The 25,955-nt window shown below is 64.3% G+C and carries 28 protein-coding genes and 1 pseudogene; 16 read left to right on the top strand and 13 right to left on the bottom strand.

The window, feature by feature from the left end; genetic code table 11:
- Window positions 1–126: 126 nt before the first annotated feature.
- Window positions 127–756, top strand: coding sequence for a YceH family protein (locus NKI64_RS03885; protein WP_352597653.1), 630 nt, complete (start codon window positions 127–129; stop codon window positions 754–756).
- Between the two features lie 209 nt (window positions 757–965).
- On the opposite strand, the gene NKI64_RS03880 is transcribed toward NKI64_RS03885, so the two are convergent.
- Entirely contained in the window at window positions 966–1,391 is a 426-nt protein-coding gene (locus NKI64_RS03880; protein ID WP_023745404.1) for an OsmC family protein, read from the bottom strand.
- Window positions 1,392–1,610: 219 nt separating this feature from the next.
- On the opposite strand from NKI64_RS03880, the gene NKI64_RS03875 reads away from it, so the two are divergent.
- Entirely contained in the window at window positions 1,611–1,826 is a 216-nt protein-coding gene (locus tag NKI64_RS03875; RefSeq protein ID WP_352666540.1) for a hypothetical protein, read from the top strand.
- Window positions 1,823–2,179 (top strand): YciI family protein, encoded by a 357-nt coding sequence (locus tag NKI64_RS03870; protein WP_352666538.1) that lies wholly within the window; start codon window positions 1,823–1,825, stop codon window positions 2,177–2,179. The genes NKI64_RS03875 and NKI64_RS03870 overlap by 4 nt, the downstream gene beginning before the upstream one ends.
- Before the next feature lie 12 nt (window positions 2,180–2,191).
- Here the strand turns inward: NKI64_RS03870 and NKI64_RS03865 are convergent, their stop codons facing one another.
- Both NKI64_RS03865 and NKI64_RS03860 read right to left on the bottom strand, forming a co-directional pair.
- Window positions 2,192–3,799, bottom strand: a complete 1,608-nt coding sequence (locus NKI64_RS03865; protein ID WP_023742127.1) for a GMC family oxidoreductase — start codon at window positions 3,797–3,799, stop codon at window positions 2,192–2,194.
- Window positions 3,796–4,386, bottom strand: a pseudogene (locus NKI64_RS03860) (FGGY-family carbohydrate kinase); the annotation flags it as partial. The pseudogene NKI64_RS03860 and the gene NKI64_RS03865, both read right to left, overlap by 4 nt.
- A gap of 197 nt (window positions 4,387–4,583) precedes the next feature.
- Here NKI64_RS03860 and NKI64_RS03855 point away from each other — a divergent pair.
- A complete protein-coding gene (locus NKI64_RS03855) occupies window positions 4,584–5,114 on the top strand; it encodes a hypothetical protein (RefSeq protein WP_352666536.1) in 531 nt (176 codons plus the stop codon).
- Window positions 5,115–5,130: 16 nt separating this feature from the next.
- Window positions 5,131–5,769 carry a glycerol-3-phosphate 1-O-acyltransferase PlsY gene (plsY, locus tag NKI64_RS03850; protein ID WP_023670502.1) on the top strand — a complete coding sequence of 213 codons (639 nt, stop codon included), beginning with the start codon at window positions 5,131–5,133 and terminating at the stop codon, window positions 5,767–5,769.
- A 22-nt stretch (window positions 5,770–5,791) separates the two neighbouring features.
- Here plsY and NKI64_RS03845 read toward each other — a convergent pair whose 3' ends face one another.
- A complete protein-coding gene (locus NKI64_RS03845) occupies window positions 5,792–7,048 on the bottom strand; it encodes a ubiquinone biosynthesis hydroxylase (protein WP_023726060.1) in 1,257 nt (418 codons plus the stop codon).
- A 112-nt stretch (window positions 7,049–7,160) separates the two neighbouring features.
- Between NKI64_RS03845 and tesB the strand changes: the two genes are divergently transcribed.
- From tesB to xth, 6 genes are all read left to right on the top strand, one after another.
- Window positions 7,161–8,036, top strand: coding sequence for an acyl-CoA thioesterase II (tesB, locus tag NKI64_RS03840; protein ID WP_352666533.1), 876 nt, complete (start codon window positions 7,161–7,163; stop codon window positions 8,034–8,036).
- 218 nt (window positions 8,037–8,254) lie between these two features.
- On the top strand, window positions 8,255–8,593 hold the full coding sequence (locus NKI64_RS03835; RefSeq protein WP_023670499.1) for a P-II family nitrogen regulator: 339 nt from the start codon (window positions 8,255–8,257) through the stop codon (window positions 8,591–8,593).
- Between the two features lie 31 nt (window positions 8,594–8,624).
- Entirely contained in the window at window positions 8,625–10,055 is a 1,431-nt protein-coding gene (locus NKI64_RS03830) for an ammonium transporter (protein WP_023670498.1), read from the top strand.
- Between the two features lie 347 nt (window positions 10,056–10,402).
- Window positions 10,403–13,072, top strand: coding sequence for a DNA translocase FtsK (locus NKI64_RS03825; RefSeq protein ID WP_352666531.1), 2,670 nt, complete (start codon window positions 10,403–10,405; stop codon window positions 13,070–13,072).
- A 138-nt stretch (window positions 13,073–13,210) separates the two neighbouring features.
- Window positions 13,211–13,891 (top strand): outer-membrane lipoprotein carrier protein LolA, encoded by a 681-nt coding sequence (locus NKI64_RS03820; RefSeq protein WP_352666529.1) that lies wholly within the window; start codon window positions 13,211–13,213, stop codon window positions 13,889–13,891.
- Window positions 13,892–14,089: 198 nt separating this feature from the next.
- Complete coding sequence (xth, locus tag NKI64_RS03815) at window positions 14,090–14,896, top strand: exodeoxyribonuclease III (protein WP_352666527.1); 807 nt, start codon at window positions 14,090–14,092, stop codon at window positions 14,894–14,896.
- A 164-nt stretch (window positions 14,897–15,060) separates the two neighbouring features.
- Here xth and NKI64_RS03810 read toward each other — a convergent pair whose 3' ends face one another.
- Both NKI64_RS03810 and NKI64_RS03805 read right to left on the bottom strand, forming a co-directional pair.
- Entirely contained in the window at window positions 15,061–15,516 is a 456-nt protein-coding gene (locus tag NKI64_RS03810) for a cyclic nucleotide-binding domain-containing protein (RefSeq protein WP_023730228.1), read from the bottom strand.
- Window positions 15,517–15,693: 177 nt separating this feature from the next.
- Window positions 15,694–16,377, bottom strand: a complete 684-nt coding sequence (locus tag NKI64_RS03805; protein ID WP_023670493.1) for a response regulator transcription factor — start codon at window positions 16,375–16,377, stop codon at window positions 15,694–15,696.
- A gap of 145 nt (window positions 16,378–16,522) precedes the next feature.
- Between NKI64_RS03805 and NKI64_RS03800 the strand changes: the two genes are divergently transcribed.
- Entirely contained in the window at window positions 16,523–17,059 is a 537-nt protein-coding gene (locus tag NKI64_RS03800) for a L,D-transpeptidase family protein (RefSeq protein WP_196813612.1), read from the top strand.
- A 99-nt stretch (window positions 17,060–17,158) separates the two neighbouring features.
- On the opposite strand, the gene NKI64_RS03795 is transcribed toward NKI64_RS03800, so the two are convergent.
- Entirely contained in the window at window positions 17,159–17,398 is a 240-nt protein-coding gene (locus NKI64_RS03795) for a hypothetical protein (RefSeq protein ID WP_023670491.1), read from the bottom strand.
- 135 nt (window positions 17,399–17,533) lie between these two features.
- Here NKI64_RS03795 and gcvA point away from each other — a divergent pair, with 135 nt between their 5' ends.
- Window positions 17,534–18,454 carry a transcriptional regulator GcvA gene (gene gcvA, locus NKI64_RS03790; RefSeq protein WP_023683901.1) on the top strand — a complete coding sequence of 307 codons (921 nt, stop codon included), beginning with the start codon at window positions 17,534–17,536 and terminating at the stop codon, window positions 18,452–18,454.
- A 15-nt stretch (window positions 18,455–18,469) separates the two neighbouring features.
- On the opposite strand, the gene NKI64_RS03785 is transcribed toward gcvA, so the two are convergent.
- The 6 genes from NKI64_RS03785 to tsaD form a co-directional block, all read right to left on the bottom strand.
- Window positions 18,470–18,892, bottom strand: coding sequence for a DUF1761 domain-containing protein (locus tag NKI64_RS03785; RefSeq protein WP_023710206.1), 423 nt, complete (start codon window positions 18,890–18,892; stop codon window positions 18,470–18,472).
- Window positions 18,893–18,997: 105 nt separating this feature from the next.
- Complete coding sequence (locus NKI64_RS03780; protein WP_352666525.1) at window positions 18,998–19,696, bottom strand: class I SAM-dependent methyltransferase; 699 nt, start codon at window positions 19,694–19,696, stop codon at window positions 18,998–19,000.
- Window positions 19,651–20,076 carry an EVE domain-containing protein gene (locus tag NKI64_RS03775; protein WP_023683904.1) on the bottom strand — a complete coding sequence of 142 codons (426 nt, stop codon included), beginning with the start codon at window positions 20,074–20,076 and terminating at the stop codon, window positions 19,651–19,653. The genes NKI64_RS03780 and NKI64_RS03775 overlap by 46 nt, the downstream gene beginning before the upstream one ends.
- An 89-nt stretch (window positions 20,077–20,165) precedes the next feature.
- Entirely contained in the window at window positions 20,166–20,462 is a 297-nt protein-coding gene (locus NKI64_RS03770; RefSeq protein WP_023670486.1) for a YciI-like protein, read from the bottom strand.
- A 24-nt stretch (window positions 20,463–20,486) separates the two neighbouring features.
- Window positions 20,487–21,503: an NAD(P)H-dependent glycerol-3-phosphate dehydrogenase gene (locus NKI64_RS03765; RefSeq protein WP_352666523.1), complete on the bottom strand. Its 1,017-nt coding sequence runs from the start codon at window positions 21,501–21,503 to the stop codon at window positions 20,487–20,489.
- Window positions 21,500–22,585: a tRNA (adenosine(37)-N6)-threonylcarbamoyltransferase complex transferase subunit TsaD gene (tsaD, locus tag NKI64_RS03760; RefSeq protein ID WP_352460335.1), complete on the bottom strand. Its 1,086-nt coding sequence runs from the start codon at window positions 22,583–22,585 to the stop codon at window positions 21,500–21,502. The genes NKI64_RS03765 and tsaD overlap by 4 nt, the downstream gene beginning before the upstream one ends.
- 120 nt (window positions 22,586–22,705) lie before the next feature.
- Here tsaD and hemC point away from each other — a divergent pair, with 120 nt between their 5' ends.
- The 3 genes from hemC to NKI64_RS03745 all read left to right on the top strand — a co-directional run bounded on the left by hemC (window position 22,706) and on the right by NKI64_RS03745 (window position 25,947).
- The gene (hemC, locus tag NKI64_RS03755; protein ID WP_023705005.1) at window positions 22,706–23,629 is read left to right on the top strand and encodes a hydroxymethylbilane synthase; all 924 of its coding nucleotides are present in this window, start codon (window positions 22,706–22,708) and stop codon (window positions 23,627–23,629) included.
- Between the two features lies 1 nt (window position 23,630).
- Complete coding sequence (locus NKI64_RS03750; RefSeq protein ID WP_352666521.1) at window positions 23,631–24,344, top strand: uroporphyrinogen-III synthase; 714 nt, start codon at window positions 23,631–23,633, stop codon at window positions 24,342–24,344.
- Between the two features lie 112 nt (window positions 24,345–24,456).
- The gene (locus tag NKI64_RS03745) at window positions 24,457–25,947 is read left to right on the top strand and encodes a COG4223 family protein (RefSeq protein WP_023694473.1); all 1,491 of its coding nucleotides are present in this window, start codon (window positions 24,457–24,459) and stop codon (window positions 25,945–25,947) included.
- Window positions 25,948–25,955: the final 8 nt, after the last annotated feature.

Here is a 25,955-nt window from a genome sequence, read left to right as displayed (position 1 = left end):
AATCTCCAAGGTTGAAGGATGGCGCGCTGTCGGCGAAGCTGCCGATCTCCCCCCGCGTGGGGAGATATCCGGTAGGACAGAGAGGTGGGCGCTGTCTCGCCGGCGCTAGAAAGGATACTCAACCCAATGAGCGAAGAGCTTCCGATCCTTAATCCGGTCGAAGTCCGTGTGCTCGGCTGCCTGATCGAGAAGAAGGAGCTGACGCCGGATGTCTATCCGCTGACGCTGAATGCAGCACTTGCAGCCGCCAACCAGAAGACGGCGCGCGAGCCTGTGATGGCGCTCGAGCCGACAGAGGTGCATCGGACGCTGAAGCTGCTCGAGCAGAAGGGGCTGGTGCGTCAGATGTTCGGCTCGCGCGTCGAGCGCTATGAGCATCAGATGGCGCAGCGCTTCTCGCTGACGAGGCCGCAGACTGCGGTGATCGGCCTGCTTTTGCTGCGCGGGCCGCAGACGGCGCATGAGTTGCTGGCGCGAGCTGAGCGCATGGCGCGGTTTTCGTCGATCGAAGACCTGCGCGCTGAACTCGACATGCTGATCGGCCGCCGACCGCCGCTGATCCAGGAAATACCGCGCGGGCCAGGCCAGCGCGAGGACCGCTACGTGCATCTGCTCGCAGGACCGGTGGACGTCGCGGCGTTATCGGTGCAGCGGAGCGCGCCGGCCTTGCCTGCTTCCGACCTGGAAGCGAGATTGGAGGCTCTGGAGCAGGAAGTCGCAGCCCTTCGCGCCCGGCTTGATGCGCTGGGCGCCTAATAGTTATCCGAGACGTTGGTGGGACAGCACCCCCCTCTGGCCTGCCGGCCATCTCCCCCTCAAGTGGGGAGATCAGATGTCACGCCGGCCTTCGCCAATCACGAACGTCGAAAGAAAGTGCCAGCTACCGAGCTTCCAATCTCCCCGGGAGATGCCCGGCAGGGCAGAGGGGGGCGCGAAGAATCGCTACCCCGGGCAAAATCGGCGGATCACCCCAGCTTCGCGTCGAGCGACACTGCGATGGCCCCCAGCGCCTTCGAAACCGGGCACTCCGCCTTGGCCTTCTCGGCCAGTTCCTTGAACTTCGCCGCATCAATGCCCGGTACCTTGCCGATCAGGGTGATGGCGCTGCCGGTGATGCCGGTGCCGGGCACCAGCGTCACCACCGTCTTGGCGTCGAGCTCGGTGGCGGGCGTGCCGTTCTCGGCCAGGAAATGCGACAGCTGCATGGCGTAGCAGCCGGCGTGTGCCGCCGCGATCAACTCTTCGGGATTGGTGCCGGATTTGCCGCTCTCGTCCTCGAAGCGAGCCTTGAACGAATAGGGCGTGCCCTTCAAGGTGCCGCTCTGGCTGTCGAGCGTGCCCGTGCCCTCCTTCAGATTGCCTTTCCAGACGGCGTTTGCGGTGCGGTCCATAAGATTCTCCTTGATTACAGCGACAGCGCCGGCCACGCGGCGTTCCCTCCAACAATAGCGCGGCGGCAGGGGAAGACCACCGCGCTGTTTCGGCCGGATGCGACGCCGGCGAGCCCTGCAAATCTCTTCTGAAAAATGTGCGTGCAAAAATGTCGACTTGCATCGGCGCCGGCCGTCCTGCGAGCGTCCACGGATTCTCGTGGCGGATGGAGATCCAAGATGAACAATCCGTTTTCTGCCCATTGGAACGACGCCGACAAAAGCGCGCGTTTACGCGAGATCGAGTGCTCGCGATCTTCCGGCTTCGGCCGGCTGCTTGCTGCGGTCGCCGTGATCGGCATTGCGGTCTGCGTGCTCGACCACGCTGCTGCCGGCAAGGATGCCGCCGGCACCGTGATCGCCTATGGGTCGTCACAGCAAGGGAGCTGGAAATGAAATATGTCTGTCTGGTCTACGGCGAGGAAAAGGACCTCCATGCCATGACGCCGGAGCGTCTGGCCAAGCTCGACGCCGATTCGATGGCCTATGACCGGTCATTGGACCAGCAAGGCAAGCTGATCATCGCGCAGGCGCTGCAATCGGTGAAGACGTCGAAGACGGTGCGGCGGCGCCAAGGCAAGCGGCTGATCACTGACGGTCCGTTTGCCGAAACCAAGGAGCAGTTGCTTGGTTTCGTCATGATCGAAGCCGACACTCTCGACAAGGCGCTGAAGATCGCCGGCAAAATTCCGCTGGCTGAAATCGGCACCGTCGAAGTCAGGGCGATCTACGACGTGCCGGGGTCATAGGCGGCGGTGACGTCATGCAGGCCGGCGGATCATATCCGCCGCCTTCTCGGCGATCATCACCACTGGCGAGGCGGTGTTGCCGGAGACGATGCGCGGCATGATCGACGCGTCGATGATCCGCAGCCCCTCGATACCGGTCACGCGCAGGTCCGGGCTGACGACGGCGCGGTCATCGATGCCCATCCGGCAGGTGCCGACCGGGTGGAAGATGGTCGTGGCGATCGAGCCGATCTGGTGCAGCAGGTCCTCGTCCGACTGGTGGGCGAGACCAGGCAGGATTTCTTCCGGATGGAAGCCGGCAAGAGCCTTGGCGGTCATGATGCTGCGCGCCTGGCGCACCGAACGCAGCGCGATCTCGCGGTCGCGCGCCGTAGAGAGGTAGTTCAGCCGGATCTCCGGCTGCACGGCCAGCTCGCGCGTCGTAGCGTGCACCGAGCCGACGCTCTCGGGCCGCAGATTGCAGACCGACATGGTGATTGCCGGGAACGGGTGCAGCGGGTCGCCCAGCCGGTCGGTAGACAAGGGCTGGACGTGGTACTCCAGGTCCGGCGTCGCCATCGACGGATCGGATTTCGAGAACATGCCGAACTGGCTCGGCGCCATCGACATCGGTCCCGAGCGGCCAAAGGCATATTGCAGCGCGATCTTCGCCTTGCCGCTCAGGCTGTTGGCTAGCGTGTTGAGCGTCAGCGCCGACGACACTTTGTAGACAGTGCGGATCTGCAGATGGTCCTGAAGGTTCTCGCCGACATCGGGGCTGGCGTGAACCACATCGATGCCGAGCGCGGCGAGGCGATCCGGCTCGCCGACCCCGGAAAGCTCCAGCAGTTTCGGCGTGTTGATCGAGCCGGCGGTCAGCAGCACCTCGCTCCTGGCCTTTGCCTCGATGGTTTGGCCGCCGACGCGATAACAAACGCCGATAGCACGCTTGCCCTCGAACAACACCGTCTCGACATGCGCGTTGACGACCAGCCTGAGGTTCGGCCGCCGCAGCGCCGGGCGCAAGAATGCCTTGGCTGTGTTCCAGCGCACGCCCTTGCTCTGGTTGACTTCGAAGAAGCCGGACCCCTCATTGTCGCCGTCGTTAAAATCCTCGCGCGGCATGATGCCGAATTCCTTGGCCGCCTCCTGCACGGTGTTCAGGATCGGCCACGACAGGCGTTGCCGCGCCACTTTCCATTCGCCGCGGGAGCCATGCAGCTCGGTCTTGCCGCCATGATGGTCCTCGGATTTGAGGAAGTAGGGCAGCACATCGTCCCAGCCCCAGCCGACATTGCCCATCTGCCGCCAGCCATCGTAGTCCGCCGCCTGTCCCCGCATGTAGATCATGCCGTTGACCGAGGTGCAGCCGCCCAGCACCTTGCCGCGGGGATAGACCAGCGAGCGGCCGTTCAGGCCGGCTTCGGGGGCAGTCTTCATCATCCAGTCGGTGCGCGGATTGCCGATGCAATAGAGATAGCCGACCGGGATATGCACCCAGTGATAATTGTCGCTGCCGCCGGCCTCGAGCAGCAGCACGCGCGTCGCCGGGTTTTCGCTCAGGCGATTGGCCAGCACGCAGCCGGCGGTGCCTGCGCCGACAATGATGTAGTCGTAGTCGCCATCGAGCCGTTGGGTCATTGCGGTGGTTTACTCGGCGGTGTTCTACTCGGTTCTGCGGCGTGTTCGGCCCAGAACGATCGCAGCGTATCGGCAAGGCCGCAATAGGCGCGATAACGCCTGTTGTAATGGTCCTGCATGGCCGGGTTCGGACGGTAGGCGGCGCTTGACCGGGTCATGGCGTCGACGCCGGCCTCATAGTCGGCGAACAGGCCGGCCGCGACCCCGGCGCCGATCGCCGCACCAAGTGCGCCGGTCTCGCGTGCTTCAGGGACGGTGATCGGCACGCCAAGCCCGTCGGCGAAGATCTGCGGCCAGTGCTCGCTGCGCGAACCGCCGCCGGACAGGACCGCTTTGTCGAAGCTGACACCGGCGTCCTTCAGAACATTGATGTGGCGCCGGTGCTCGAACATCACGCCCTCGAACAGCGCGCGCAGCATATGGCCTTCCCTATGCCAGCCGGCGAGGCCGTAGAAGCCGGCGCGGAACTCCGCCCCTTGTCCCGACCCGTAGAGAAACGGGTGGAACATCGGATCGTCCCAGGTTGGCGTCACCGCGCCGACAGCCGCGTTGCAGTGGCCGAACGGATCGTCATGATGGGCACCGCGCTCGATGCGAAGTCAGCGTTATCGCTAAGCGGTTGCATCATTAGTGCCCGTGACGAGCGACCTGAACCCAGGACGTCCGATCTCGGCGTCTGGATGATTAGGGGGCCAGCTCTGTTTTCTCATCAGATACAATTCTTGCGTGTTGAAGCAACGCCGGAGTTCTCCTATCGTCGCCGCAATTTTCGGGGGAATTCGACATGCCTTTCCTGATTGCTATTCTCGGCGTGCTGGGAGCCGGGGCGTTCTGGTGGTATCGCATGAAGGCCATGAACGAAGCCGCGCGCGAGGTCGCCGACGTCGTCGGCCGCGTCCAGGGCAACATAAGGCGCAAGAAGCTGCGCAAGCAGGCGGCGCTGTCGCCGCTGACGGCGATCGACGATCCGGTGGTGGCGGCGGCAACGCTGATCACCGCACTGGCAGCGGAGCACGGCCCGATCCTGCCGAAGCGTGAAACGGTCATCCGCCAGGTGATCTCGCAGATTGCGGACAACCAGAAGAAGACCGATGAAGCCGTCGTCTACGCCAAATGGGCCGCGGCGCAGATCGACGACACGACGATCGTCATCGACAAGCTGGCGCCCTTCCTGCGCGAGCGCCTCGATCCGCATGAGCGCGAAGACCTGCTGCAGATGCTGGATCGTGTTGCCAAGAGCGGCGAGCAGAGTTTCAAGGTCGCCGACCAACGCATGCTGCGACTGCGGCAGAAGCTGGGGTTTGAGGTCAACTGAGAAACAGCCCGGGCGCATGTCATTCTGGATAGCGAGCGTGGTAGGATCGGCTGCCGCTTACCTTATCGGCTCTACGCCTGCCGGCTACCTGGCGGGGAAACTGCTTAAGGGCATCGATATCCGGGAGCACGGCTCCAAGTCCACCGGTGCGACAAATGTATTGCGCACACTCGGGAAATGGCCAGCATTGGTGGTGCTTCTGGTGGACGTGCTGAAAGGGGCGGCAGCGGTCATCTTTGCCCGTTGGTTTTGTTTCTGGTCTTCCGCAACGCCGCCGTCGGCAATATCTGATATGCCCGTTTGGGCTCCTTGGGTTGTATGCCTGGCCGGACTCGCTGTTTTGCTTGGGCATAGCCGTTCGATCTGGCTGAATTTCACCGGCGGCAAATCGGCTGCGACGGGGTTGGGTGTTTTGTTGGCGATGTCCTGGCCTGTGGGTCTAGGCGCGGCGACGGCATTTGCCGTGGTGTTGGCAGTTTCCCGAATTGTGTCCCTGAGTTCGATGCTGGCGGCGCTCACCGCGATCGCCCTCGTCGGCGGCATGGAACAACCATTGCCCTACCGGTTGCTGGTCATCGCCGGCGGCATCTACGTGATCGTGCGCCACCGCGCCAACATTGCGCGGCTGATGTCAGGAGCCGAGCCGCGTCTATGACAAAGCGGCACTCATTCCCGGCCTAAATCGCCTCACCCTTGAGCAGCCGTGGTGTGCCGTTGGACAACCCCGACGCCTGGCGGATGAAGAACTCCTTCAGCCTGGGCATCCGTTCGACAAGGCCGAGGCCTATGTCGCGGAGCTGGCGCAGCGGGCCGATGTCGTTGGAAAACAGCCGGTTCAGCACATCTGTGGTGACGCCCATCTGCACCGTGTCGAAGCGGCGCCATTGCTGGTAGCGCTCGAGCACGTCGAGCGCGCCGATATCCTGTCCCAAGCGATCGGCCTCGACCACCACTTCAGCAAGGGCCGCCACATCCTTGAAGCCGAGATTGAGGCCCTGGCCGGCGATCGGGTGGATGCCGTGCGCGGCGTCGCCGGCAAGCGCGATGCGCGGGGCGACAAAGGCGCGCGCGATGGTCAGGCCGAGCGGCCAGGCGCGCGGCTTGTCGGTGACGCGGATTTCGCCGAGCTTCAGGCCGAAGCGCAATTCAAGCTCCTGCTCGAAGACGAGGTCGTCGCCCGAGACCAGCTTTTCGGCATCCTCGGAACGTTCGACCCAGACCAGCGACGAACGGTTGGTGCCGTCCTCGGTCGGCTTGAGCGGCAGCGTTGCAAACGGGCCGGCCGGCAGAAAATGCTCTTCGGCGCGGCCATTGTGCGGGCGCTCATGCGCCACCGTGCAGACGATGCCGGACTGGCCATATTCCCATTTCACCGTCTTGATGCCGGCCATGTCGCGCAATTTGGAATTGACGCCGTCGGCGGCGACCAGCAGCCGCGCCTCAATCGCCGCGCCGTCGGCCAGATGCACGGTGATGCCGGCGCCATTGCCGTCGAACGATGCGACCGCGACACCTTCGATGATGTCGATGCCGAGCTTTTGCGCGCGGCGGCGCAAGGCGCTGTTCAGGTCCTTGTTGGCGACCATGTGGGCGAACGGTTCGCCCGGCGCGACCTCGCCATCGAAGGTGAGAAACACCGGACGCACCGGATCGGCGGTGCGCGAATCGGTGACGATCATCTCGGTGATCGCCTGCGATTGCCCGACGATTTCCTGCCAGACGCCGAGCTGGTCGAGCATGCGGCAGGCGGCGGCGGCGATCGCCGAGGCGCGGCGGTCCTTCTGCCAGACGCCGGCGGGGGCAGCATCAACGACCGCCACGGCGAGGCCCGGCCGCGCCTGTTTCAGCGACACGGCGGCGGCGAGGCCGACATAGCCGGCGCCAGCGACCAGCACGTCGAGCGGGGTTTTTGCGTCCGGGTTGCGGTTCGCCATGTCAATTCCTTTCGAAGTCTCGACCATCCCCGCCCACTGGGGCATTCCGGCCTTGACTGCCCGCCATTCCTGTCGGAAACCGCCATAGCATCTTACGGCGAGGTCACGAAGCATGACGGCGGCCATGGACGAGCTTCTCAGCATTCTCGACCTCGAGCAGCTGGAACACAATCTGTACCGTGGTCGCAGCCCCAAGCTCGACTGGCAGCGCGTTTTCGGCGGCCAGACCATCGCCCAGGCGCTGGTCGCCGCGCAGCGCACCGTCGAGCCCGAGCGCCACGTGCATTCGCTGCACGGCTATTTCATGCGGCCCGGCGACACCAAGGTGCCGATCGTCTACGAGGTCGACCGCATCCGCGATGGCGGCTCCTTCACCACGCGGCGCGTGGTGGCGATCCAGCACGGCCAGGCGATCTTTTCGCTGGAAGCCTCGTTCCAGCAGGACGAGGTTGGCCTTGAGCATCAGCTGCCGATGCCGCGCGACGTGCCGCCGCCCGACAGCCTGTTGTCGCAGCGCGAATTGCTGGGCAAGTTCGGCGAGGCGGTGCCGGACGGCATCAAGCGCTACTGGGAGCGTGACCGGCCGATCGAGATGAAGCCGGTGATGCTGAAGCATTACACCAGCCGCGAAAAGCTGGAGCCGCAGCAGAACATCTGGATCCGCACCACCGGCCCGGTGCCGGCCGACCGCGGCATCCAGGCGGCGGTGCTTGCTTACCTCTCCGACATGACGCTGCTCGACACCTCGACCTTTGCGCACGACCGCGCCATTTTCGACCGCGACATCCAGGCGGCGAGCCTCGACCATGCGATGTGGTTCCATCGCAGCCATCCGCTCGATGACTGGATCCTGTACACGCAGGACAGCCCGTCGACGCAGGGGTCGCGCGGCTTCACCCGCGGCTCGCTGTTTGCCCGCGACGGCACCCTGATCGCCTCGGTTGCCCAGGAAGGCCTGATCCGGCTGAAGCGGCCGCCTGCGGAATAGGCATTTTCGAAAAATTGCCTACTTTTTAATCAGTGACTGTCCGTTGACAGTGCGCACCGTGGCGCCGGGACTCGAGCGATCCGTTTATTTACAATGAGTTAACACCCTGCTTCCGCAACTGGCACGGAGCTTGAATCCTGTTGGGCACTCTCCGGGCTTTTTGGGATCGGTGAAGGTGTGCAAACGCGGGGGACCGCAACAGCAAAGGGTGAAACCTTATGAAAATCGTGATGGCAATCATCAAGCCGTTCAAGCTCGACGAGGTGCGCGAAGCGCTCACCGCCGTCGGCATCCAGGGCCTGACCGTCACCGAAGTCAAAGGCTACGGGCGTCAGAAGGGACACACGGAAATCTATCGCGGGGCGGAATACGCGGTCAGTTTCCTGCCGAAGATCAAGATCGAAGTCGCGGTTAGCACAGACCTGGTCGACAAGGCCGTCGAAGCCATCACGGCGGCGGCCAAGACCGGCCAGATCGGCGACGGCAAGATCTTCGTCTTCGGCATCGATCAGGCGGTGCGCATCCGTACCGGCGAAACAGACACCGACGCACTTTGAGCGGCGAACACGTATTCCAATGGAGAGTTCAATGAATATACCTTCCACCTTGAAGTCAGTGGCGCGCTCCGCGCTGCTGGGCTCCTTAGCGCTCGGAGCATTGGGCACGGTTGCTGCCTTCGCGCAGGAGGCGGCTCCCGCCGTCGCGGCGGCAGCGCCAGCAGCGCCGGCTTTTACCGTCGACAAGGGCGACACCACGTGGATGATGATTTCCACCGTGCTGGTGCTGTTGATGACCATTCCCGGCCTTGCGCTTTTCTACGGCGGCCTGGTTCGTACCAAGAACATGCTGTCGGTGCTGATGCAGGTCTTCACCATCACCAGCGTGGTCATGATCATCTGGGTCTTCTACGGCTACAGCCTCGCCTTCACCCCGGGCAACGCCTTCGTCGGCGGCCTTTCGAAGATGTTTCTCTCCGGCGTCAACGTATCGACGCTTTCGGAAACCTTCAGCAAGGGCGTCGCCATTCCTGAACTGGTGTTCGTCGTCTTCCAGATGACCTTCGCCTGCATCACGCCCGCCCTGATCGTCGGCGCATTCGCCGAACGCGTCAAATTCTCCGCCTTGATCCTTTTCGTTATCCTATGGGTGACGTTAATCTACTTCCCGATCGCGCACATGGTCTGGTTCTGGGGCGGCCCGAGCGCCTATGCCGACCCGTCCGGCCTGATCTTCAGCTTCGGCGCCATCGACTTCGCCGGCGGCACGGTCGTTCACATCAATGCGGGCATTGCCGGTCTCGTCGGCGCGCTGATGATCGGCAAGCGCATCGGCTACAAGAAGGACATCATGGCGCCGCACTCGATGACGCTGACCATGGTCGGCGCTTCATTGCTGTGGGTCGGCTGGTTCGGCTTCAACGCCGGTTCGAACCTCGAAGCGAACGCCTATGCGGTGCTGGCGATGATCAACACCTTCGTCGCCACGGCGGCGGCGGCGGTGGCCTGGATCGTGCTTGAATCGCTGCTGCGCGGCAAAGCCTCCATGCTCGGCGCTGTTTCGGGCGCGGTCACCGGCCTCGTCGCGATTACGCCGGCTGCAGGTTTTGCCGGCCCGATGGGCGCTATCGTGCTTGGCATCGTTGCCACCTTCGTCTGCTACTTCTTCGTCTCGGTGGTGAAGAACACGTTCGACTATGATGACAGCCTCGATGTCTTCGGCGTCCACTGCGTCGGTGGCATCATCGGTGCGCTAGGCACTGGCATTCTGGTCAATCCCGCCCTCGGCGGCGCCGGCATCGTCGACTATTCGACGGCCGACTTCGCCGCCGGCTATGCCGGCACGGCCACGCAGCTGCTGGCGCAGGGCAAAGGCGTCCTGGTAACCCTGCTGTGGTCGGGCATCGGCAGCGCAATCCTCTACAAGGTCGTCGACTTGATCATCGGTCTGCGTCCGACAGCCGACGCCGAGCGCGAAGGCCTCGACCTGACTTCGCATGGCGAAGCGGCCTACCACTCGTAAGCCTTGCGGGGCGGCCCCGGCCGCCCCGCATTCTCCCATCCCGTCGTGACGCTCCCGAAAGGAGTTCACGCTTTGAGGTCCGGGTCATTCCGGGCCTCTCTTTTTGGCAACCGTGCTGGCAGGCCTCGGTCCCTGCGCAATCACCTTCTAGTGATGGCCGCCGGCGGGGAGACGTCGACCGGATTGGTTCCGAACTGTTGAGACTGCCTACAGTGGAGTGAGCAAGATCGTGGCACCGGCTGCCGTATAGTTAATGCAGCCTTAACCTTCCCCCCGATAGTCTGACATCCGAATCTGCCGGAGTGCGTCATGCGCCCGGCCAGTCCATGACAGACGGGGAACGAAGCATGCGTTCAGGGGCTTCAGCACCGCTCGCGCTGACCGATACGGGGCACGGCATCCAGGCATTCGCGCGGCGCCAGGTTGGGCGGCTGGTCGGCGCCGGCCTGTTTGCGCTGGTCGCCTTTGGCGTCGCGGCGCTGGCGACCTGGAACGTCGCCGATCCCAGCTTCTCGCACGCCACCGACAACATCGTCACCAACGCCATGGGCTATGCGGGCGCGGTATTCTCCGACCTCGCCATGCAGTTCTTCGGCCTTGCCGCGGTCGCCGCCCTGGTGCCGGCGGTGATCTGGGGCTTTCTCCTGTTTTCGGCGCGCGGCGTCGACAGGCTGCCGAAGCGCGGCCTTGCCTGGTTCGGCTTCGCGCTGCTCGCGGCGGCGATGGCCGGCTGCGTGGTGCCGCCCAAGACGTGGCCGTTGCCGACCGGCCTCGGCGGCGTGTTCGGCGACATGGTGCTCAATATTCCGGGCCTGGTCATTGGCGGCTACCCGACCGGCATCGTTGCCAGCGTCATTGCCATGGTGCTCATTGCGCCGGCGCTGTGGCTGTTTGCCTATGGCTCGGCGCTGATTGCGCGCAAGAACGGCTTTGCCGTCATGGAGCGCACCGCGGAGCCCGATCCCCGAGAGGACGATCTGCTCTTCGACGAAGACGAGGACGAGGGCGACGAGGGGATACTGGCGCTCGGCGCCGTTACCCACTGGTGGCTGTCTTTCCGCGCCTGGATGCATCGCCGGGCTGTGCGCCGCCAGCAGGAGCGCGACGAGTTCAAGCCGGAGATGGAGCAGCGCTCCACCGCATGGCGCCGCGCCGCCGAACGGGTCGAATCGGCGGAATTCGCCGAAGCGCGGATGAGCCCGGATGGCCGCGCCCGCGTCGAGCCGGAATTCTTCGCCGCCATGGTCAATGACCGCAGCGTTTCCGTCGATCCGGACGATGACGACGTCCTCGATGCCGGTTTCGACAATGGCGACCAGGAGGTCGAACTCGACGACGAGCCGGTCCAGCGCCGTGCCGCGCCGAACGCCAAGGTGCAAAACTTCCGGTCAGATGCGGCGACCCGCGTCGCCGCACCTGCGCCGCGTCCCGCTCCCGGCGCGCGCGTTCAGCGCGAGGCGCAGACCTCGCTGATCGGCTCGGAAACATTCGAAATGCCGTCGCTGCATTTCCTGTCGGAGCCGAAGAACGTGGTGCGCGACGCCAGCCTGTCCAAGGACGCGCTGGAGCAGAATGCGCGCCTGCTCGAAGGCGTTCTGGAGGATTTCGGCGTCAAGGGCGAGATTATCGCGGTACGGCCCGGCCCGGTGGTCACGCTCTATGAGTTGGAGCCGGCGCCCGGCATCAAATCGTCGCGCGTCATCGGCCTGTCCGACGACATCGCCCGCTCGATGAGCGCGATTGCCTGCCGCGTCGCCGTGGTGCCCGGCCGCAACGCCATCGGCATCGAATTGCCGAATGCCAAGCGCGAGACCGTCTATCTCCGGGAGATCCTGGCCAGCCGCGATTTCGAGACGACCAAGTCCAAGCTGGCGCTGGCGCTGGGCAAGACCATCAATGGCGAGGCGGTGATCGTCGACATCGCCAAGATGCCGCATGTGCTGGTCGCCGGCACCACCGGCTCCGGCAAGTCCGTCGCCATCAACACCATGATCCTGTCGCTGCTCTACAAGCTGACGCCGCAGGACTGCCGGCTGATCATGATCGACCCGAAGATGCTCGAACTCTCCGTCTATGACGGCATCCCGCACCTGCTAACGCCGGTGGTCACCGACCCGAAGAAGGCGGTGGTGGCGTTGAAATGGACCGTGCGCGAGATGGAGGACCGCTACCGCAAGATGTCCAAGGTCGGCGTGCGCAACATCGACGGCTTCAACGCGCGCGTGCAGTTGGCTGAAAAGAAGGGCGAAAAAATCTCGCGCACCGTGCAGACCGGCTTCGACCGCCAGACCGGCGAGGCGATCTACGAGACCGAGAACCTCGATCTCGAGCCGATGCCCTACATCGTCGTCATCATCGACGAGATGGCCGATTTGATGATGGTCGCCGGCAAGGACATCGAAGGCGCGGTGCAGCGCCTGGCACAGATGGCGCGCGCGGCCGGCATCCATGTAATCATGGCGACGCAGCGTCCGTCGGTCGACGTCATCACCGGCACCATCAAGGCCAATTTCCCGACCCGTATCTCCTTTCAGGTGACGTCGAAGATCGACAGCCGCACCATTCTGGGCGAGCAGGGCGCCGAGCAGCTGCTCGGCATGGGCGACATGCTGTACATGGCCGGCGGCGGCCGCATCCAGCGCGTGCACGGCCCGTTCGTCGCCGACGACGAGGTCGAGAAGATCGTCGCCCATCTGAAGCTGCAGGGCGTGCCCGAATATCTCGACGCCATCACCGAGGATGACGGCGAGGACGATGACGAGCCGTCGGGCAAGGGCGGCGCTGGTGGTGGCGGCAACAGCAATTTCGAGGATTCCGACGATCCCTACGACCAGGCGGTCTCGGTCGTGCTGCGCGACGGCAAGGCGTCGACCAGCTATATCCAGCGCCGGCTCGGCATCGGCTACAACCGCGCCGCCTCGATCATCGAGAAGATGGAGAAGGAAGGCATTGTCGGCCCGGCCAACCATGCCGGCAAACGCGAAATCCTGGTGCCGACCGAGGACGACAAGTTCTGATCAGCCGATACGGCCCGGCGGCAACCTTGAACCTTTTGGCGCGTTACAGCGACTGAGCGCTGTCCGGCCCGCCAAACTTAAGTCTAACTGGGGGTCCACGGACTGCAACGAGACACACACCACACGAGAGTGACCGGCATGAAAAACGATCTTTCCGCGATCAGCGATTTCGCTCCAAACCGTCGCCAGTTGCTCGGCCTTGGCCTGATGCTTGCCGGCGCCGCGGCCATCAACGTCGTGCCGGGGTTCCAGCTCCTGGCCTCGGCGCAGGCGGCGGTGCCGCCGACGGCGCAAAAGATCGCCGACCATTTCTCCTCGGTCAAATCGATGAGCGGCGAGTTCGTCCAGTTCGGCCCCAACAACCAGCAGACCGGCGGCAAGTTCTTCCTTGAGCGGCCAGGCAAGATTCGCTTCAACTATGACGGCAAGTCGAATTTCCGGGTGATTTCCGACGGCAAGTCGGTGGTCATCCTCAACAAGCGGCTGAAAACGTCCGATCTCTATCCGTTGTCGAAGACGCCGCTGAAGCTGTTGCTCGACACCAAGATCGACCTCTCGGGGGGCCGCGTCAAATCGATCAAGGAAGAGAGCGACCTCACCACCATCCAGCTTGCCGACAAGTCGGTGTTCGGCAATTCGAAGATCACCATGATGTTCGATCCGAAATCCTATGATCTGCGCCAGTGGACCATCACCGACGCGCAGGGCAAGAACACCACGGTGATGATCTACAACACCAAGGAAGGCGTCAGCTTCCCTGCGGACACCTTTGCCATCGACTATGCGGCGAACCGCGAGCTGAACACCAACCAGCGCTAGATGCGGTGAGGCCGGCCTGCCAATGGCGATCTCCTGCGCTTCCGGTGCTCACGTGGTTTAAGTACGCTCCGCTCCAGTTCTCGGAGACCACCATTTTCGACTCGGCCTGACCTGAATCAGGGCCGCCGCCCGCAAAGGCTGGCTTGTGTTTGTGGCGCTCGGCTGGCAGTAGATCGGCGACCTTGTTCGGATCGCCGCATGCCCTTCTCCATCGCCACCTGGAACATCAACTCCGTGCGCCTGCGCATGCCGATCGTCGAGCGGCTGCTGACGGAGCAGGCGCCCGATGTGCTTTGCCTGCAGGAGACGAAGGTTCCCGACGAGCTGTTTCCGGAAAAGGCGTTCCGCAAGGCCGGCTACGAGCACATCGCATTCCATGGCCAGAAGGGCTATCACGGCGTCGCGACGGTGGCGCGGCGGCCGATCGAGATTGTCGAGAAACGGCGCTTCTGCGAGATCGATGACAGCCGGCATCTGTCGGTCAAGGTGCAGGCCGGCGGCAAGGCAATCCTGGTCCACAATTTCTACGTGCCGGCCGGCGGCGACGAGCCCGATCCGGAGATCAACCGCAAGTTCCGCCACAAGCTCGATTTCGTTGCCGAGATGAACGCCATCCACGCCGCGCATGACCAGGTGTCGGCTTCGATCCTGGTCGGCGACCTCAACATCGCGCCGCAGGAGCACGATGTCTGGTCGCACAAGCAATTGCTCGACGTCGTCAGCCACACGCCGGTCGAGACGCAAAATTTCGACGCGATGCGGATCGCCGGCGACTGGGTCGACCTGATGCGGCTCGACGTGCCGCCAGAGCAGAAGCTCTACACCTGGTGGAGCTATCGCGCGCGGGACTGGGAAGCCTCGAACCGCGGCCGCCGGCTCGACCATGTCTGGTCGTCACCGAACCTGGTGCCGAGCTTTGCCGGCTATGAGATCCTGCGAGAGGCGCGTGGCTGGGAGCGGCCCTCGGACCATGTGCCGGTGATTGCGCGGTTCGACCTGGATTAGGCGGGCCGATATTCAGGTGAGGCCGGCCTGCAAATGGCCGATACCTGCGCTTCCGGTGCTCGCGTACTTTGAGTACGCTCCGCTCCGGTTCTCGGTATCAGCCATTTTCGACTCGGCCTGACCTGAATCTCGACACACCCAAGCGTGAGCGCGGTCGCGGGGACCTACCCGCCAAACCTTGGCGCCAGCTTCTCGATGCGGGCGATCATGGCCTGGAAATCATCGAGGATGCGCTGGTGCAGTTTCACCGCCACCTCGGGATATTCCTCCAGGATGCGGCGAAACATCTTGCGGCTCAACCTTATCACTTCCGAATCGGTCTCGGCCGAGGCGCTGGTCAGCCGTCTTGAGTCGGCGATCAGCGCCAGTTCGCTGAGGATCGTGCCGGGGCCGGCGGTGCCGATCGGGATGCGGTCGCCATCCTGCTCCCGGTAGAGCACGATGCGGCCACTGACCACGATATAGGCCGAGTCGGCTTCGTCATCCTCGCGGTACAGCTTGCGGTCGGCCTGCAGATGGGTGGCTTCGGCGCCGAAGGCGAGCAGGCGCAGCTGTTCCTGCGTGAAACCCTCAAAGAGCTTCACGGCGGACAGGATGCGGATGTCGTCATCCAGCGCCATCTCTAGCTGCGTCCCCGAACGGTCAGTCCAATCCCTCCCTTAGAGCGCCGCGTGTCCAATTGAACGCGCAAAGGACGCTCTAACACTTCAATCTGCGCAGCGGGCCGATCCAGGCTCCCCCAGCCGGATCCTCCCCGAAACAGTCCCGCCCCGACCGCTTATTGAACAATGAAAAGTTTAAGGAACCAGCTTGTAGCCGCCGCTTTCTGTCACAAGAATTTCAGCATTGGAAGGATCGCGCTCGATCTTCTGGCGCAGCCGGTAGACGTGAGTTTCGAGCGTGTGCGTTGTGACGCCGGAATTGTAGCCCCACACTTCCTCGAGCAGGACGTCGCGCGTCACCACCTTCTGGTCGGCTCGATAGAGATATTTGATGATCGAGGCTTCCTTCTCGGTCAGCCGCACCTTGCCGCCGCGCTGGTCGATCAGAAGCTTCTGGCTGGGCTTGAACGTGTAGGGCCCGACCGAAAAGGTGGCGTCTTCGCTCTGCTCGTGCTGGCGCAGTTGTGCGCGTATGCGGGCGAGCAGCACGGCGAAGCGGAACGGCTTGGTGACATAGTCGTTGGCGCCGGCCTCGAGGCCCAGAATTGTGTCGGAATCGGTATCGTGGCCGGTCAGCATGATGATCGGCGCCTTGTAGCCGCCCTTGCGCAGGATCTTCACCGCCTCGCGGCCATCCATGTCGGGCAGCCCGACGTCCATGATGAGCAGGTCGATGAGCCCGCCGCGCGCCGCGGCGACGCCTTTGGCGGCGGTCGCTTCCTGCAAGACGTCGAATTCTTCGTAAAGGGCCAGTTGCTCGACGAGGGTTCCGCGCAGGTCGTCATCGTCGTCAACGATCAGAATGGTACGTGATGTCATGGATCAATCCATTGTTTTGAAAAGAATTTTCAGTTGACCGCCCCCCATTTATGCGGAAGCTGACCGGCGCAACAGTCCGATCACAGTGATTTGTTCCGTGACACGATCATACAAGAAAAAACGCGATCGCAATGCAGCCGGCGCAATTTTGCCGAAAGGGCTGCGTGTGCTGGTGGTTCGGGCGAGGCCGGGCAACCCCAGCCAGGGGATATTGCAGGCCGGCAGCAAGGTGTTTGCCTGCGCGCTCGGACGCGGCGGCATCTCAGCCAACAAGCGCGAAGGCGACGGTGCGACGCCGCTTGGCGAGATGCGGATTTTGTCAGGATATTTTCGGGGCGATCATTTCGCGGCCGGCCGCAAAACCCGGCTGGCGATGGCGCCGATCGGCGCCGATCTCGGCTGGTGCGAGGTGCCGGACGACCGCAACTACAACCGGCCGGTGAAAATCCCCTATGGCGCCAGCCATGAGCGAATGCGGCGCGACGACCGCCTCTATGACGCCTGCCTGGTGCTCGACTGGAACATGGCGCCGCGCCGGCGCGGCCGCGGCAGCGCCATCTTCTTCCATCTGGCGCGCCCAGGCTTCACACCGACGCAAGGCTGCGTGGCGGTGACAGCGCGGACAATGGCGCGGCTGTTGCCGCTGGTGTCGGACCGGACGGTGGTGAGGGTGGTGAGGTAGGGAGTAGGGAGTAGGGAGTAGGGAGTAGGGAGTAGGGAGTAGGGAGTAGGCTGGTGTCGGCGCCGTTTCAATCCTTCACTACTCACTACTCACCATTGCCTAACGCCTTCTCGGCTTCTGCCACCCAGTGTCCAGCAATCCAAGCCGGCCGAGTTCCCGGTCCACGGCCCGCGTCACGTCCTTGCGCTGCGCGCCGACGTCGCGCAACTGGCGATCCGACAGATCCTCCACGTCCTGGCGCGGCAGGTTGATGGCGACTTTCGCCTGGCGAAGCCAGTCCGTTACGGCATGCAACCAGTTCGAGCGAGCTGCTGGCGAGTTCAAAACGAAGATGGACATGATGCGCTCCCGTGTTCCGCCGGATATCAAATCCGGCTTGATGGTGTTTCGATGGATGCATCATGCCGCATTGAAATCCATGAGAGAAACGAGTAGTTCTTTTCGGATCGTGAAGTTTTATTTGAGGATACGTTGATGTCCCGTCTGTTGCCCGGAACGCGCGCGCTGAGGACTCTGGAAGCCGCCGCCCGCCACCTCAATTTCACCCGCGCTGCCGACGAGCTCGGGCTGACGCCGGCGGCGGTCAGCCACCAGATCAAGGAAATCGAGGATCAGCTCGGGCTGGTGCTGTTCACGCGAACCAGTCGTACCATCCGGTTGACCGAGGCAGGTACGGTGCTGTTCGAGGCCTCGATCGATGCGCTCGACCTGCTCAACCGGGCGGTGTCGCGGGCGCGCAAGCTGACGCGCGGCACGGCATTGCTGAAGGTGACGCTCGACGCGCAGTTCGCGTCAAAATGGCTGATGCGGCGCGTCGACGATTTTCGCAAACTTCAGCCCAGTATCGAACTGAGGTTCGACATCGGCTACGAAGTGCGCGATTTCGAACTCGACGACGTCGATGTCGGCATCCGGTTCGGGGTCGGCAAGTATCCGGGGCTTCGCGCCCATCGCCTGTTCGACAACATCCTCATTCCGGTGTGCAGCCCGAGCCTGCTGACCTCCGGCCCGCCGCTGCGCGAACCGCGCGACCTCTTCAACCACACGCTTGCCCATATCGAATGGTCGCGCCAAGGCGTGACATGGCCGAACTGGCGCATGTGGATGGCCGCGGCCGGCATCAACGATTTCGACGACAGCCGGACTATCGTGTTTGGAACCTCTACCGATGCCGTGCAGGCGGCGCTCGACGGCAATGCCGTGGCGCTCGCCGAGTTCGCCATGGTGGCAAACGACCTTTCCCAGGGAAGGCTGGTGCAGCCCTTTGAACTCGGTCTGCGCGTGGGGCCGGAGTTCGGCTACTTCCTGGTCTATCCCGAGAGCACTGCCAACGATCCGCGCATCATCGCTTTCCGCGAATGGATCCTCGACGAAGTCGCCAGGACGCAGACCTGACGACTTCTGCAGGCCTCAGCTGGCGACGACCGGCGCCCCGAACCAGCCGATCACCGCGCCGATGATCAACAGCACGCCGAGCCAGTGGCCGCCGTCGATCAGGGTCAGGTCCCAGCCGAAATTCTCATAGCGATGGTTGGCCATCAGCGTCGTGGCGACGAAACCCAGCCAGAGGACGAAGCCGAAGACCAGCCCTGCGACAAGGACCGGCTCGCCGCCGGTCATCGCGCCGACGACCAAGGCCAAGACCAGCGCCATGATCAGCTCGGCGATGAAGGAGATGATGAAGGGCAATATCGATTTCTTTGACGTTGACGGATCGATCCTGGCCGCCCTCATCCAAGGCTTGCTGAGGGCCGTGTACCAGACGGCGCCAAACAGCCACGCCGCGACGGCCGCGACAACCACCGCCAGCCAGTTCACCACTGAAAAGTCCATAAAGTCCTCCCCTCAAGCATGCAGCCCAAAGCCTGACGGTTCTGGGATAACGACATGCGTATTCTTCAAATCAATGCGCGATGGAACGCCTGTTCGGCAATGCCGTCAAGCGAAGCGCCACACCGTGGTGCGCTTGACCAGGGCGTCCTCCAGCGCCCGCGTCACCGCCACTTCGTAGACTGCGAGCGGCTCCAGTCCCGCCTTCGGCATGTAGGAGCGGCCCGGATCGCCGACGAGGATGTCAGCGCCGCGCGCCTTCAGTGTCGAAAACCACGGCATTAGCGTGTCGGCGAAGGGTTTGTCGTAGAAGACGTCGCCGGCCAGCACCACGTCCCAGCCGGCGTCGGTGCCGATGCAGTCCGTGCCGCAAAACTCGATGGCAACGCCGTTGGACTTGGAATTGAGGCGGACCGCCGTTTCGCAGAACGGGTCGATGTCGGCGGCGATCACGTGCGCCGCACCCGCCTTGGCTGCGGCGATGGCGACAAGGCCGGAGCCGGAGGCGAAGTCGAGCACGCGTTTGCCCCGCACATCCGACGGATTGTCCAGCACGTAGCGGGCAAGGCCCTGACCGCCGGCCCAGGCAAAGGCCCAGAACGGCGGCGGCAGGCCGATTTCGATCAGCTCGTTCTCCGTGCGCTGCCAGAGGTCATGCGCTTCGTCGGCAAGATTGAGGACAATCTCCGGCACATGCGGCGGCGACATAAGCGCCGTGTTGTCGAGAATGAACTTTTTCGCGCTGTTCGGCGTGAGGACCGTCACGGAGCCGGCGTCAGGCCGCCCATGCGGCAGACTTCCTTCCATTCGGCCGGCGTCACCGGCTGTACGGAAAGCCGTCCAAGCCGCACCAGCGCCATCTCGGCAAGCTTCGGATTGGCCTTGACCTGCTCCAGCGTCGGCGGGTTCGGCACGTCCTTGAAGGCGCGGATGTCGACGCATTCCCAGCGCGGATCGTCGGTGGTGCTGTCGGGGTGGGCAAGCCCGCAGACCTCGGCAATGCCGACGACGTTCAGCCCTTCATTGGAGTGATAGAAGAAGCCGAGATCGCCGATCTGCATCGCCTTCATGTTGTTGCGCGCTGCATAGTTGCGCACGCCGTCCCACTGCGTGCCGGCCTTGCCCTTGGCCTTCAGCGCCTCGAAGGAGAAGACCGAAGGTTCGGATTTGAACAGCCAGTAGTTCATGTCTTTGCTCCAACTACTATTTTTTGCGCAATTCCGGACGGAAAACCGTTACACACTTTTTCCTGGGATCGCTCTAGGCGCCGCCGGAACTAACTAGCCGCCGGCTTGTTGAAGGTCCAGTTCCACTGGCGGATTTCGACACTTTCGAACAGCCCGGCCTTGGCATAGGGGTCGGCAGCCGACAGCGCCTGCGCACCGGCGAGATCGGGCGCTTCGACGACGACGAGGCTGCCGTTGGGCTTGCCTTCGGCGTCGAGGAACGGGCCGGCAAAGGCCAGTTTGTTGTCGGCGTTCAGGCCTTCGAGAAAGGCGACGTGGACCGGCCGCGTGTCGACCCGCACCTGTAGGCTGCCGGGCTTGTCCTTGCAAATCAACGCAAACAGCATGTTAAACTCCGGTTTGTTAGGGGATCAGAGGTCGGTTTCGGTCTTCAGCGGCCGGGTCATCAATGCCGTGACAGCCTGCCGAATGGTGATCGTGCCGTCCAGTATCGCCGACACCGCAGCGATGATCGGCGCGTCGATGTGGCGCTCGGTGGCGATGCGGGCGGCGATCGCCGCCGTCGGCACGCCTTCGGCGAGCGGCAGTCCCGACAAGGGCTTACCTTGCCCCAGCGCCAGCCCATAGGCGAAATTGCGCGACTGGGCCGAAGAGCAGGTGAGCAAAAGGTCGCCGAGGCCGGAAAGCCCCATCAGCGTCTCCGGCTTGGCGCCGAAGGACGCGCCGATGCGGCGCAGTTCGACGAAGCCGCGTGTCACCATGGCGGCCTGCGCGCTGGCGCCGAGCCCAGCGCCGGTGACGGCGCCAGCGGCAATGGCGAACACATTCTTCAAAGCGCCGCCGATCTCGACGCCGATCAAATCGTCGCTGGAATAGCAGCGCAGATTCTGCGCCGAAAAGCGCGAGGCAAGCTCGGCCGCCAAGGCGTCGTCGCGTGCAGCAACCACGACAGCGGTGGGCAGACCCCTGGCGACGTCGGCGGCAAAGCTCGGACCGGACAGGGCCGAAACCGGAGTTTCGGGCAGAATCTCACCAACGATCGCCGACAGCAGCGCGCCGGTGTCGCGCTCGATGCCTTTGGCGCAGAGAACCAGCGGGATGCCTTTCGGCATATGGGGCTTTGCCGTCGTCAGCATGGCGCGCAGCGCCTGCGCCGGCGCCACGGCCAGCGCGCAATCGGCATCGGTCAGGGCCGTGCCGATATCGCTCGTCGCCGCAATGCCTGTTTCAATGGCGATGCCGGGGAGATAACGCGGGTTCTCGCCGCGGCGGATCGCGGAAACCGTCTCTTCGTCGCGGGCGTAGAGCCGGACATCGTGACCGGCGCGCAGCATCGCCAGCGCTAGCGCCGTGCCCCAGGCGCCGCCGCCGAGCACGGCGACGCGCCAGCCGGTTCTGTCCCTGCCGCTTGTGTTGCCGGCGCTCATGCTTTTGCTCCGCGCCGGCCGGAGCCGACCATCGGGGCCGAAATGCTGTCCAGCGGCCAGCGCGAACGCGGCACGAAATCGAAGCCGTTCTCTTGCGACAGGCCTGCCCGCAACCGCTCGATCCCGGCCCAGGCGATCATCGCCGCATTGTCGGTGCACAGTTTGAGCGGCGGCGCGACAAAGGCGAAGCCGGCCTCGGCGCACTGCTTCTGCAGCGTCGCCTTGATCGCTCTGTTGGCGGCGACGCCACCGGCAACGACCAGCGCCGGCTTGGCCTTGTCCGGAAATTCGTCACGGAAGCGGGCAAGCGCGCGGGCCACGCGGTCGCCCAGCGCATCGGCTACTGCCGCCTGGAACGAGGCGCAGATGTCGGCGACATCCTGCTCAGTCAGCGGCTGGATGGCGGTCGCCGCCTGGCGCACCGCAGTCTTGAGGCCGGAGAAGGAGAAATCGGGCTGCGCCGAGCCCTTCATCGGCCGCGGAAGGGCAAAGCGCGCCGCATCGCCCGACATTGCCGCCTTTTCGACGTTCGGGCCGCCGGGATAGGGCAGGCCGAGCATTTTGGCCGTCTTGTCGAAAGCTTCGCCGAGCGCGTCGTCGATGGTCGTCGCCCAGCGCTGGTAGTCGCCAACGCCGCGCACGGCGACGATCTGGGTGTGGCCGCCGGAAACCAGCAGCAGCAAATAGGGAAAGTCGAGCCCGTCGGTCAGCCTTGCGGTCAGTGCGTGGCCTTCGAGATGGTTGATGGCGATCAGCGGCTTGCCGGCGGCCGCTGCAATCGCCTTGGCCGTCATCAGGCCGACGATCAGCCCGCCGACCAGGCCGGGGCCCGCAGTGGCGGCAATGGCGTCGATGTCGGCCAGGGCTACGCCCGAATCCGCAAGAGCGGCCTCGACAATGCCGTCCAGCGCCTCGACATGGGCACGCGCGGCGATCTCCGGCACGACGCCGCCGAAGGCGGCGTGCTCCTCGATCTGGCTGAGCACGATGTTGGACGCAATCACCGGCACGGAATCGCCGTCCAGCGTCACCACGCTGGCGGCGGTCTCGTCGCAACTCGTCTCAATGCCCAGAACGCGGATCAATTCGTCGCTGTCTCCAGAGATTGTGTCGCCGGACTTTCCTAGTTAGTAGAGGCGGGCCTCGTTAGGGAGAGCGCCGGAAACGCAAAGCCAGCCGGGGGTTATCACGGACCGCGCGCCATGCAAACTTTGAAAATAGGAACACGCGGCAGCCCGCTGGCGCTCGCCCAGGCGCATGAGACGCAGGCGCGGCTGATGGAAGCGCATGGCATGCCGGCGGAAGCCTTCGAGGTCGTCGTCATTTCGACCAGCGGCGACCGCATCCAGGACCGGCCGCTGTCGGAAGCCGGCGGCAAGGGGCTGTTCACCAAGGAAATCGAAGAGGCGCTGCTGGCCGGCACGATCGATATCGCCGTGCATTCCTCCAAGGACATGCCGACAGTGCTGCCGGTCGGGCTGGAGCTGTCCGCCTTCCTGCCGCGCGAGGATGCGCGGGACGCCTTCATCGGCAAGGCGGTGGAGCGCATTGTTGATTTGCCGCAAGGCGCCAAGGTCGGGTCGTCTTCGCTCAGGCGTCAGGCGCTGATCCGGCGCATGCGGCCGGACCTAGACGTGGTCATGTTCCGCGGCAATGTGCAGACCAGGCTGCGCAAGCTGGAGGAAGGCGTCGCCGAAGGCACGATCCTCGCTTATGCCGGGCTGAAGCGGCTCGGGCTCGGCCATGTCGTCACCGATCTGATGCCGCTCGATGCTTTTCCGCCGGCGCCGGGACAAGGCGCAATCGGCATCGAAACCCGCATCGGCGACAGCGAGGTCGAAAAGATGCTGGTGGCCATCCATGATGTGTCGACAGGCCAGGCGCTGGCCTGTGAGCGCGCCTTCCTGGCGGCGCTCGACGGCTCCTGCCGCACGCCGATCGCCGGCTATGCGACGATATCGGGCGGCAGGCTGGTTTTCGCCGGGCTGATCATTTCGCCCGATGGCACGCAATCGCATGAGGTCAAGGCCGAAGGCTTGGCGCTGGATGCCGCTGACATCGGCACGGACGCGGCCAGGATGGTGCGGGTCAAAGCGGGCGAAACCTTCTTCGACGGCTGGGTCTGATATGCGTGTCCTGGTGACGCGGCCGCAACCTGGGGCGTCGCGAACCATGCGGCGGCTGCAGGAATTGGGATTTGAGCCGCTCCTTCTGCCGCTGACCGGAACGGTGACACTGCGGGTTGGCGCCGATGCTGCGAGCGACAATGCCGTGGCCGTCGCTGTGACCAGCGCAAATGCGGTGCGGCATGCGCCGAAAGAACTCATTCGTGCGCTCGCCGCCTTGCCTTGCCATGCCGTCGGACGCAGGACGGCTGAAGCGGCACGTTCGACAGGGTTCTTGTCGGTCAGCGAAGGGGCGGGCGACGCCGAGCGGCTGGCCGAGGCGATTGCTGCCGGCCTTTCCGGCAAGGCGGTCGTCTATCTCACAGGGCGCGTGCGGTTTCCGGCCTTCGAGGCGCGGCTGCGAAAGGCCGGCGTCGAGGTCCGCACCGTCGAAACCTACGACACGATTTCGCTCGATTATTCCGATGCTGAAATCCGTACACGCCTGTCCGATCAGGCTGTCGACGCGGTGCTGCTCTATTCAGCCAAGGCGGCGGCAGCGTTGCAGGCCTTGGCCAGCCGGGCGGAACTGCGCGATCTCTTTGAAAACATGCAGGCTTTTGCGCTCTCCGAGCGCGTGGCAGCGGCGTTTGACAATGCCGCCGGCAAAAAAATACGCATTGCGCGGGAACCGCAGGAGGAGGCGCTGCTTGAGCTGTTGCACCGCGGCGACTGAGCGCCGTGTCATCACGCCGCCCCTTTTCACCTGATGATGATGTGCTAGACCATTTTTCAAACCATCACGCGCCGTCGGGCGCCCAGATGAAGCAGGATTGCGGAGCCCAGGCATGGTCAAGACGCCGAAGATGCGACATTCGAAAAGCCACCGCGAGCCGGTGACCATCGAACTCGAACCCGGCGCTGTCTCGCGCATTGCCGATGCGGATGCCGCCAAGACGGATGTCGCCAACTCGGACGACGTCGAGGCCCCGGCAGGGTCGGTTGCGGCTGAGGATGCCGCCGCCATGGCCAATGCGCAGCCGGAGACGCCTGACGAGCCCGTTCATGCCGATCAGGCCGATCTCGAGCCGTGGGAGCACTCCGATGCCGCGGCGCAGGCCGCTCCCGAAAGCGCCGATGCGAAGGCGTCCACCCAGGCGGAGCAGCCTTACCCCACCGCTTCGGATGCGCCACCGCGCGCCAGAACCTCCGACTACAGTTTCGAGGATGCCTCGCCCAAGCCGGGTGCACCCAAGGAAACCCCAAGGACAGCCGGGAACCAGCCCATGGCCGCGCAACCGAAGCGCACGAACGGCATTGCCGCCGGCATCATCGGCGGTGTCATCGCGCTGGCTGCCGCCGGGGGGCTGCAGTTTGCCGGCGTGCTTGGCGCTCCGGGCTCAGGGGCGGGCACGGTCTCGCTCGACGGCGTCAATGGCGAGATCGCTTCGCTGAAGCGCGAAATCGCCGACCTCAGGGAAGCCAGCGGCAATGGCGCCGCAACGGCCAAGGTCGACGGTCTGTCTTCGGCGCTGGATCAGGTCAAGGCCGATGTCGCATCGCTGAAATCGGCGGTCGAAAGGGGCGGCGCCGGCGACAATGCCGGGCTTGCCTCGCTTGGCGACAAGGTCAAGCAGATCGAGACCGCGGTTGCCGCCCTTGGCCAGACCGGTGGTGCAGCGCCCGTCGATCTCGCGCCGCTCAATGAAAGACTGGCGGGCCTCGACGCACTGGTGAAATCGGCCGGTGAGGCAGCCAAGACGCAGGAAGGCAAGATCGCCGCGCTGGAGCAGTCGGTGACGCAGCTCGCCGGCAAGGTCGATGCGCAGGCCTCGCAGCCAAAGATCGCGATGGCCATCGCCGCTTCGGCCTTGAAGGCGGCGCTTGACCGCGGCGCGCCGTTCGCCGCCGAGTTGGAGACCTTCGCGGCGATCTCGCCCGATGCACCGCAGATTGCAGCGCTGCGCCCCTACGCTGAAAAGGGCGTCCCGACCCGCACCGAGATCGCCGGCGAGGCCGACGCCGCGGCCAGTGCGATGGTCGCGGCGGCAACGCCGGTCGATGAAAATGCCGGCTTCTTCCAGAACCTTTTGTCGAGCGCCGAATCGCTGGTCAAGGTCCGGCCGATCGGCGCCGTCGAAGGCGCCGGCGCGCCGGAAACCGTGGCGCGCATCGAAGTGGCGGTCAATCAGGGCGACTACGCCAAGGCGCTCAGCGAATACGCAACGCTGCCGGATGCGGTCAAGGCTGCTGGCGCCTACTTTGCCGGCAAACTGAAGGCGCGCATCGACGTCGAGACGCAGGTCGACGCGCTGATTGCAGGTGCGATGAAGGCATGAGGACGACA

The sequence above is a fragment of the Mesorhizobium sp. M0478 genome (assembly GCF_040321305.1).
Classification (GTDB): Bacteria; Pseudomonadota; Alphaproteobacteria; order Rhizobiales; family Rhizobiaceae; genus Mesorhizobium.
The sequence above is the reverse complement of the archived record's forward strand: the minus strand, read 5'-3'. Positions and strand labels throughout refer to the sequence as shown.

Bases quoted from the DNA above. Each gene is read 5' to 3' on its own strand.
- NKI64_RS03885 (WP_352597653.1), top strand. From the start codon at position 127: ATGAGCGAAGAGCTTCCGATCCTTAATCCGGTCGAAGTCCGTGTGCTC.
- NKI64_RS03880 (WP_023745404.1), bottom strand. From the start codon at position 1,391: ATGGACCGCACCGCAAACGCCGTCTGGAAAGGCAATCTGAAGGAGGGC.
- NKI64_RS03875 (WP_352666540.1), top strand. From the start codon at position 1,611: ATGAACAATCCGTTTTCTGCCCATTGGAACGACGCCGACAAAAGCGCG.
- NKI64_RS03870 (WP_352666538.1), top strand. From the start codon at position 1,823: ATGAAATATGTCTGTCTGGTCTACGGCGAGGAAAAGGACCTCCATGCC.
- NKI64_RS03865 (WP_023742127.1), bottom strand. From the start codon at position 3,799: ATGACCCAACGGCTCGATGGCGACTACGACTACATCATTGTCGGCGCA.
- NKI64_RS03855 (WP_352666536.1), top strand. From the start codon at position 4,584: ATGCCTTTCCTGATTGCTATTCTCGGCGTGCTGGGAGCCGGGGCGTTC.
- plsY (WP_023670502.1), top strand. From the start codon at position 5,131: ATGTCATTCTGGATAGCGAGCGTGGTAGGATCGGCTGCCGCTTACCTT.
- NKI64_RS03845 (WP_023726060.1), bottom strand. From the start codon at position 7,048: ATGGCGAACCGCAACCCGGACGCAAAAACCCCGCTCGACGTGCTGGTC.
- tesB (WP_352666533.1), top strand. From the start codon at position 7,161: ATGACGGCGGCCATGGACGAGCTTCTCAGCATTCTCGACCTCGAGCAG.
- NKI64_RS03835 (WP_023670499.1), top strand. From the start codon at position 8,255: ATGAAAATCGTGATGGCAATCATCAAGCCGTTCAAGCTCGACGAGGTG.
- NKI64_RS03830 (WP_023670498.1), top strand. From the start codon at position 8,625: ATGAATATACCTTCCACCTTGAAGTCAGTGGCGCGCTCCGCGCTGCTG.
- NKI64_RS03825 (WP_352666531.1), top strand. From the start codon at position 10,403: ATGCGTTCAGGGGCTTCAGCACCGCTCGCGCTGACCGATACGGGGCAC.
- NKI64_RS03820 (WP_352666529.1), top strand. From the start codon at position 13,211: ATGAAAAACGATCTTTCCGCGATCAGCGATTTCGCTCCAAACCGTCGC.
- xth (WP_352666527.1), top strand. From the start codon at position 14,090: ATGCCCTTCTCCATCGCCACCTGGAACATCAACTCCGTGCGCCTGCGC.
- NKI64_RS03810 (WP_023730228.1), bottom strand. From the start codon at position 15,516: ATGGCGCTGGATGACGACATCCGCATCCTGTCCGCCGTGAAGCTCTTT.
- NKI64_RS03805 (WP_023670493.1), bottom strand. From the start codon at position 16,377: ATGACATCACGTACCATTCTGATCGTTGACGACGATGACGACCTGCGC.
- NKI64_RS03795 (WP_023670491.1), bottom strand. From the start codon at position 17,398: ATGTCCATCTTCGTTTTGAACTCGCCAGCAGCTCGCTCGAACTGGTTG.
- gcvA (WP_023683901.1), top strand. From the start codon at position 17,534: ATGTCCCGTCTGTTGCCCGGAACGCGCGCGCTGAGGACTCTGGAAGCC.
- NKI64_RS03785 (WP_023710206.1), bottom strand. From the start codon at position 18,892: ATGGACTTTTCAGTGGTGAACTGGCTGGCGGTGGTTGTCGCGGCCGTC.
- NKI64_RS03780 (WP_352666525.1), bottom strand. From the start codon at position 19,696: ATGGAAGGAAGTCTGCCGCATGGGCGGCCTGACGCCGGCTCCGTGACG.
- NKI64_RS03775 (WP_023683904.1), bottom strand. From the start codon at position 20,076: ATGAACTACTGGCTGTTCAAATCCGAACCTTCGGTCTTCTCCTTCGAG.
- NKI64_RS03770 (WP_023670486.1), bottom strand. From the start codon at position 20,462: ATGCTGTTTGCGTTGATTTGCAAGGACAAGCCCGGCAGCCTACAGGTG.
- NKI64_RS03765 (WP_352666523.1), bottom strand. From the start codon at position 21,503: ATGAGCGCCGGCAACACAAGCGGCAGGGACAGAACCGGCTGGCGCGTC.
- hemC (WP_023705005.1), top strand. From the start codon at position 22,706: ATGCAAACTTTGAAAATAGGAACACGCGGCAGCCCGCTGGCGCTCGCC.
- NKI64_RS03750 (WP_352666521.1), top strand. From the start codon at position 23,631: ATGCGTGTCCTGGTGACGCGGCCGCAACCTGGGGCGTCGCGAACCATG.
- NKI64_RS03745 (WP_023694473.1), top strand. From the start codon at position 24,457: ATGGTCAAGACGCCGAAGATGCGACATTCGAAAAGCCACCGCGAGCCG.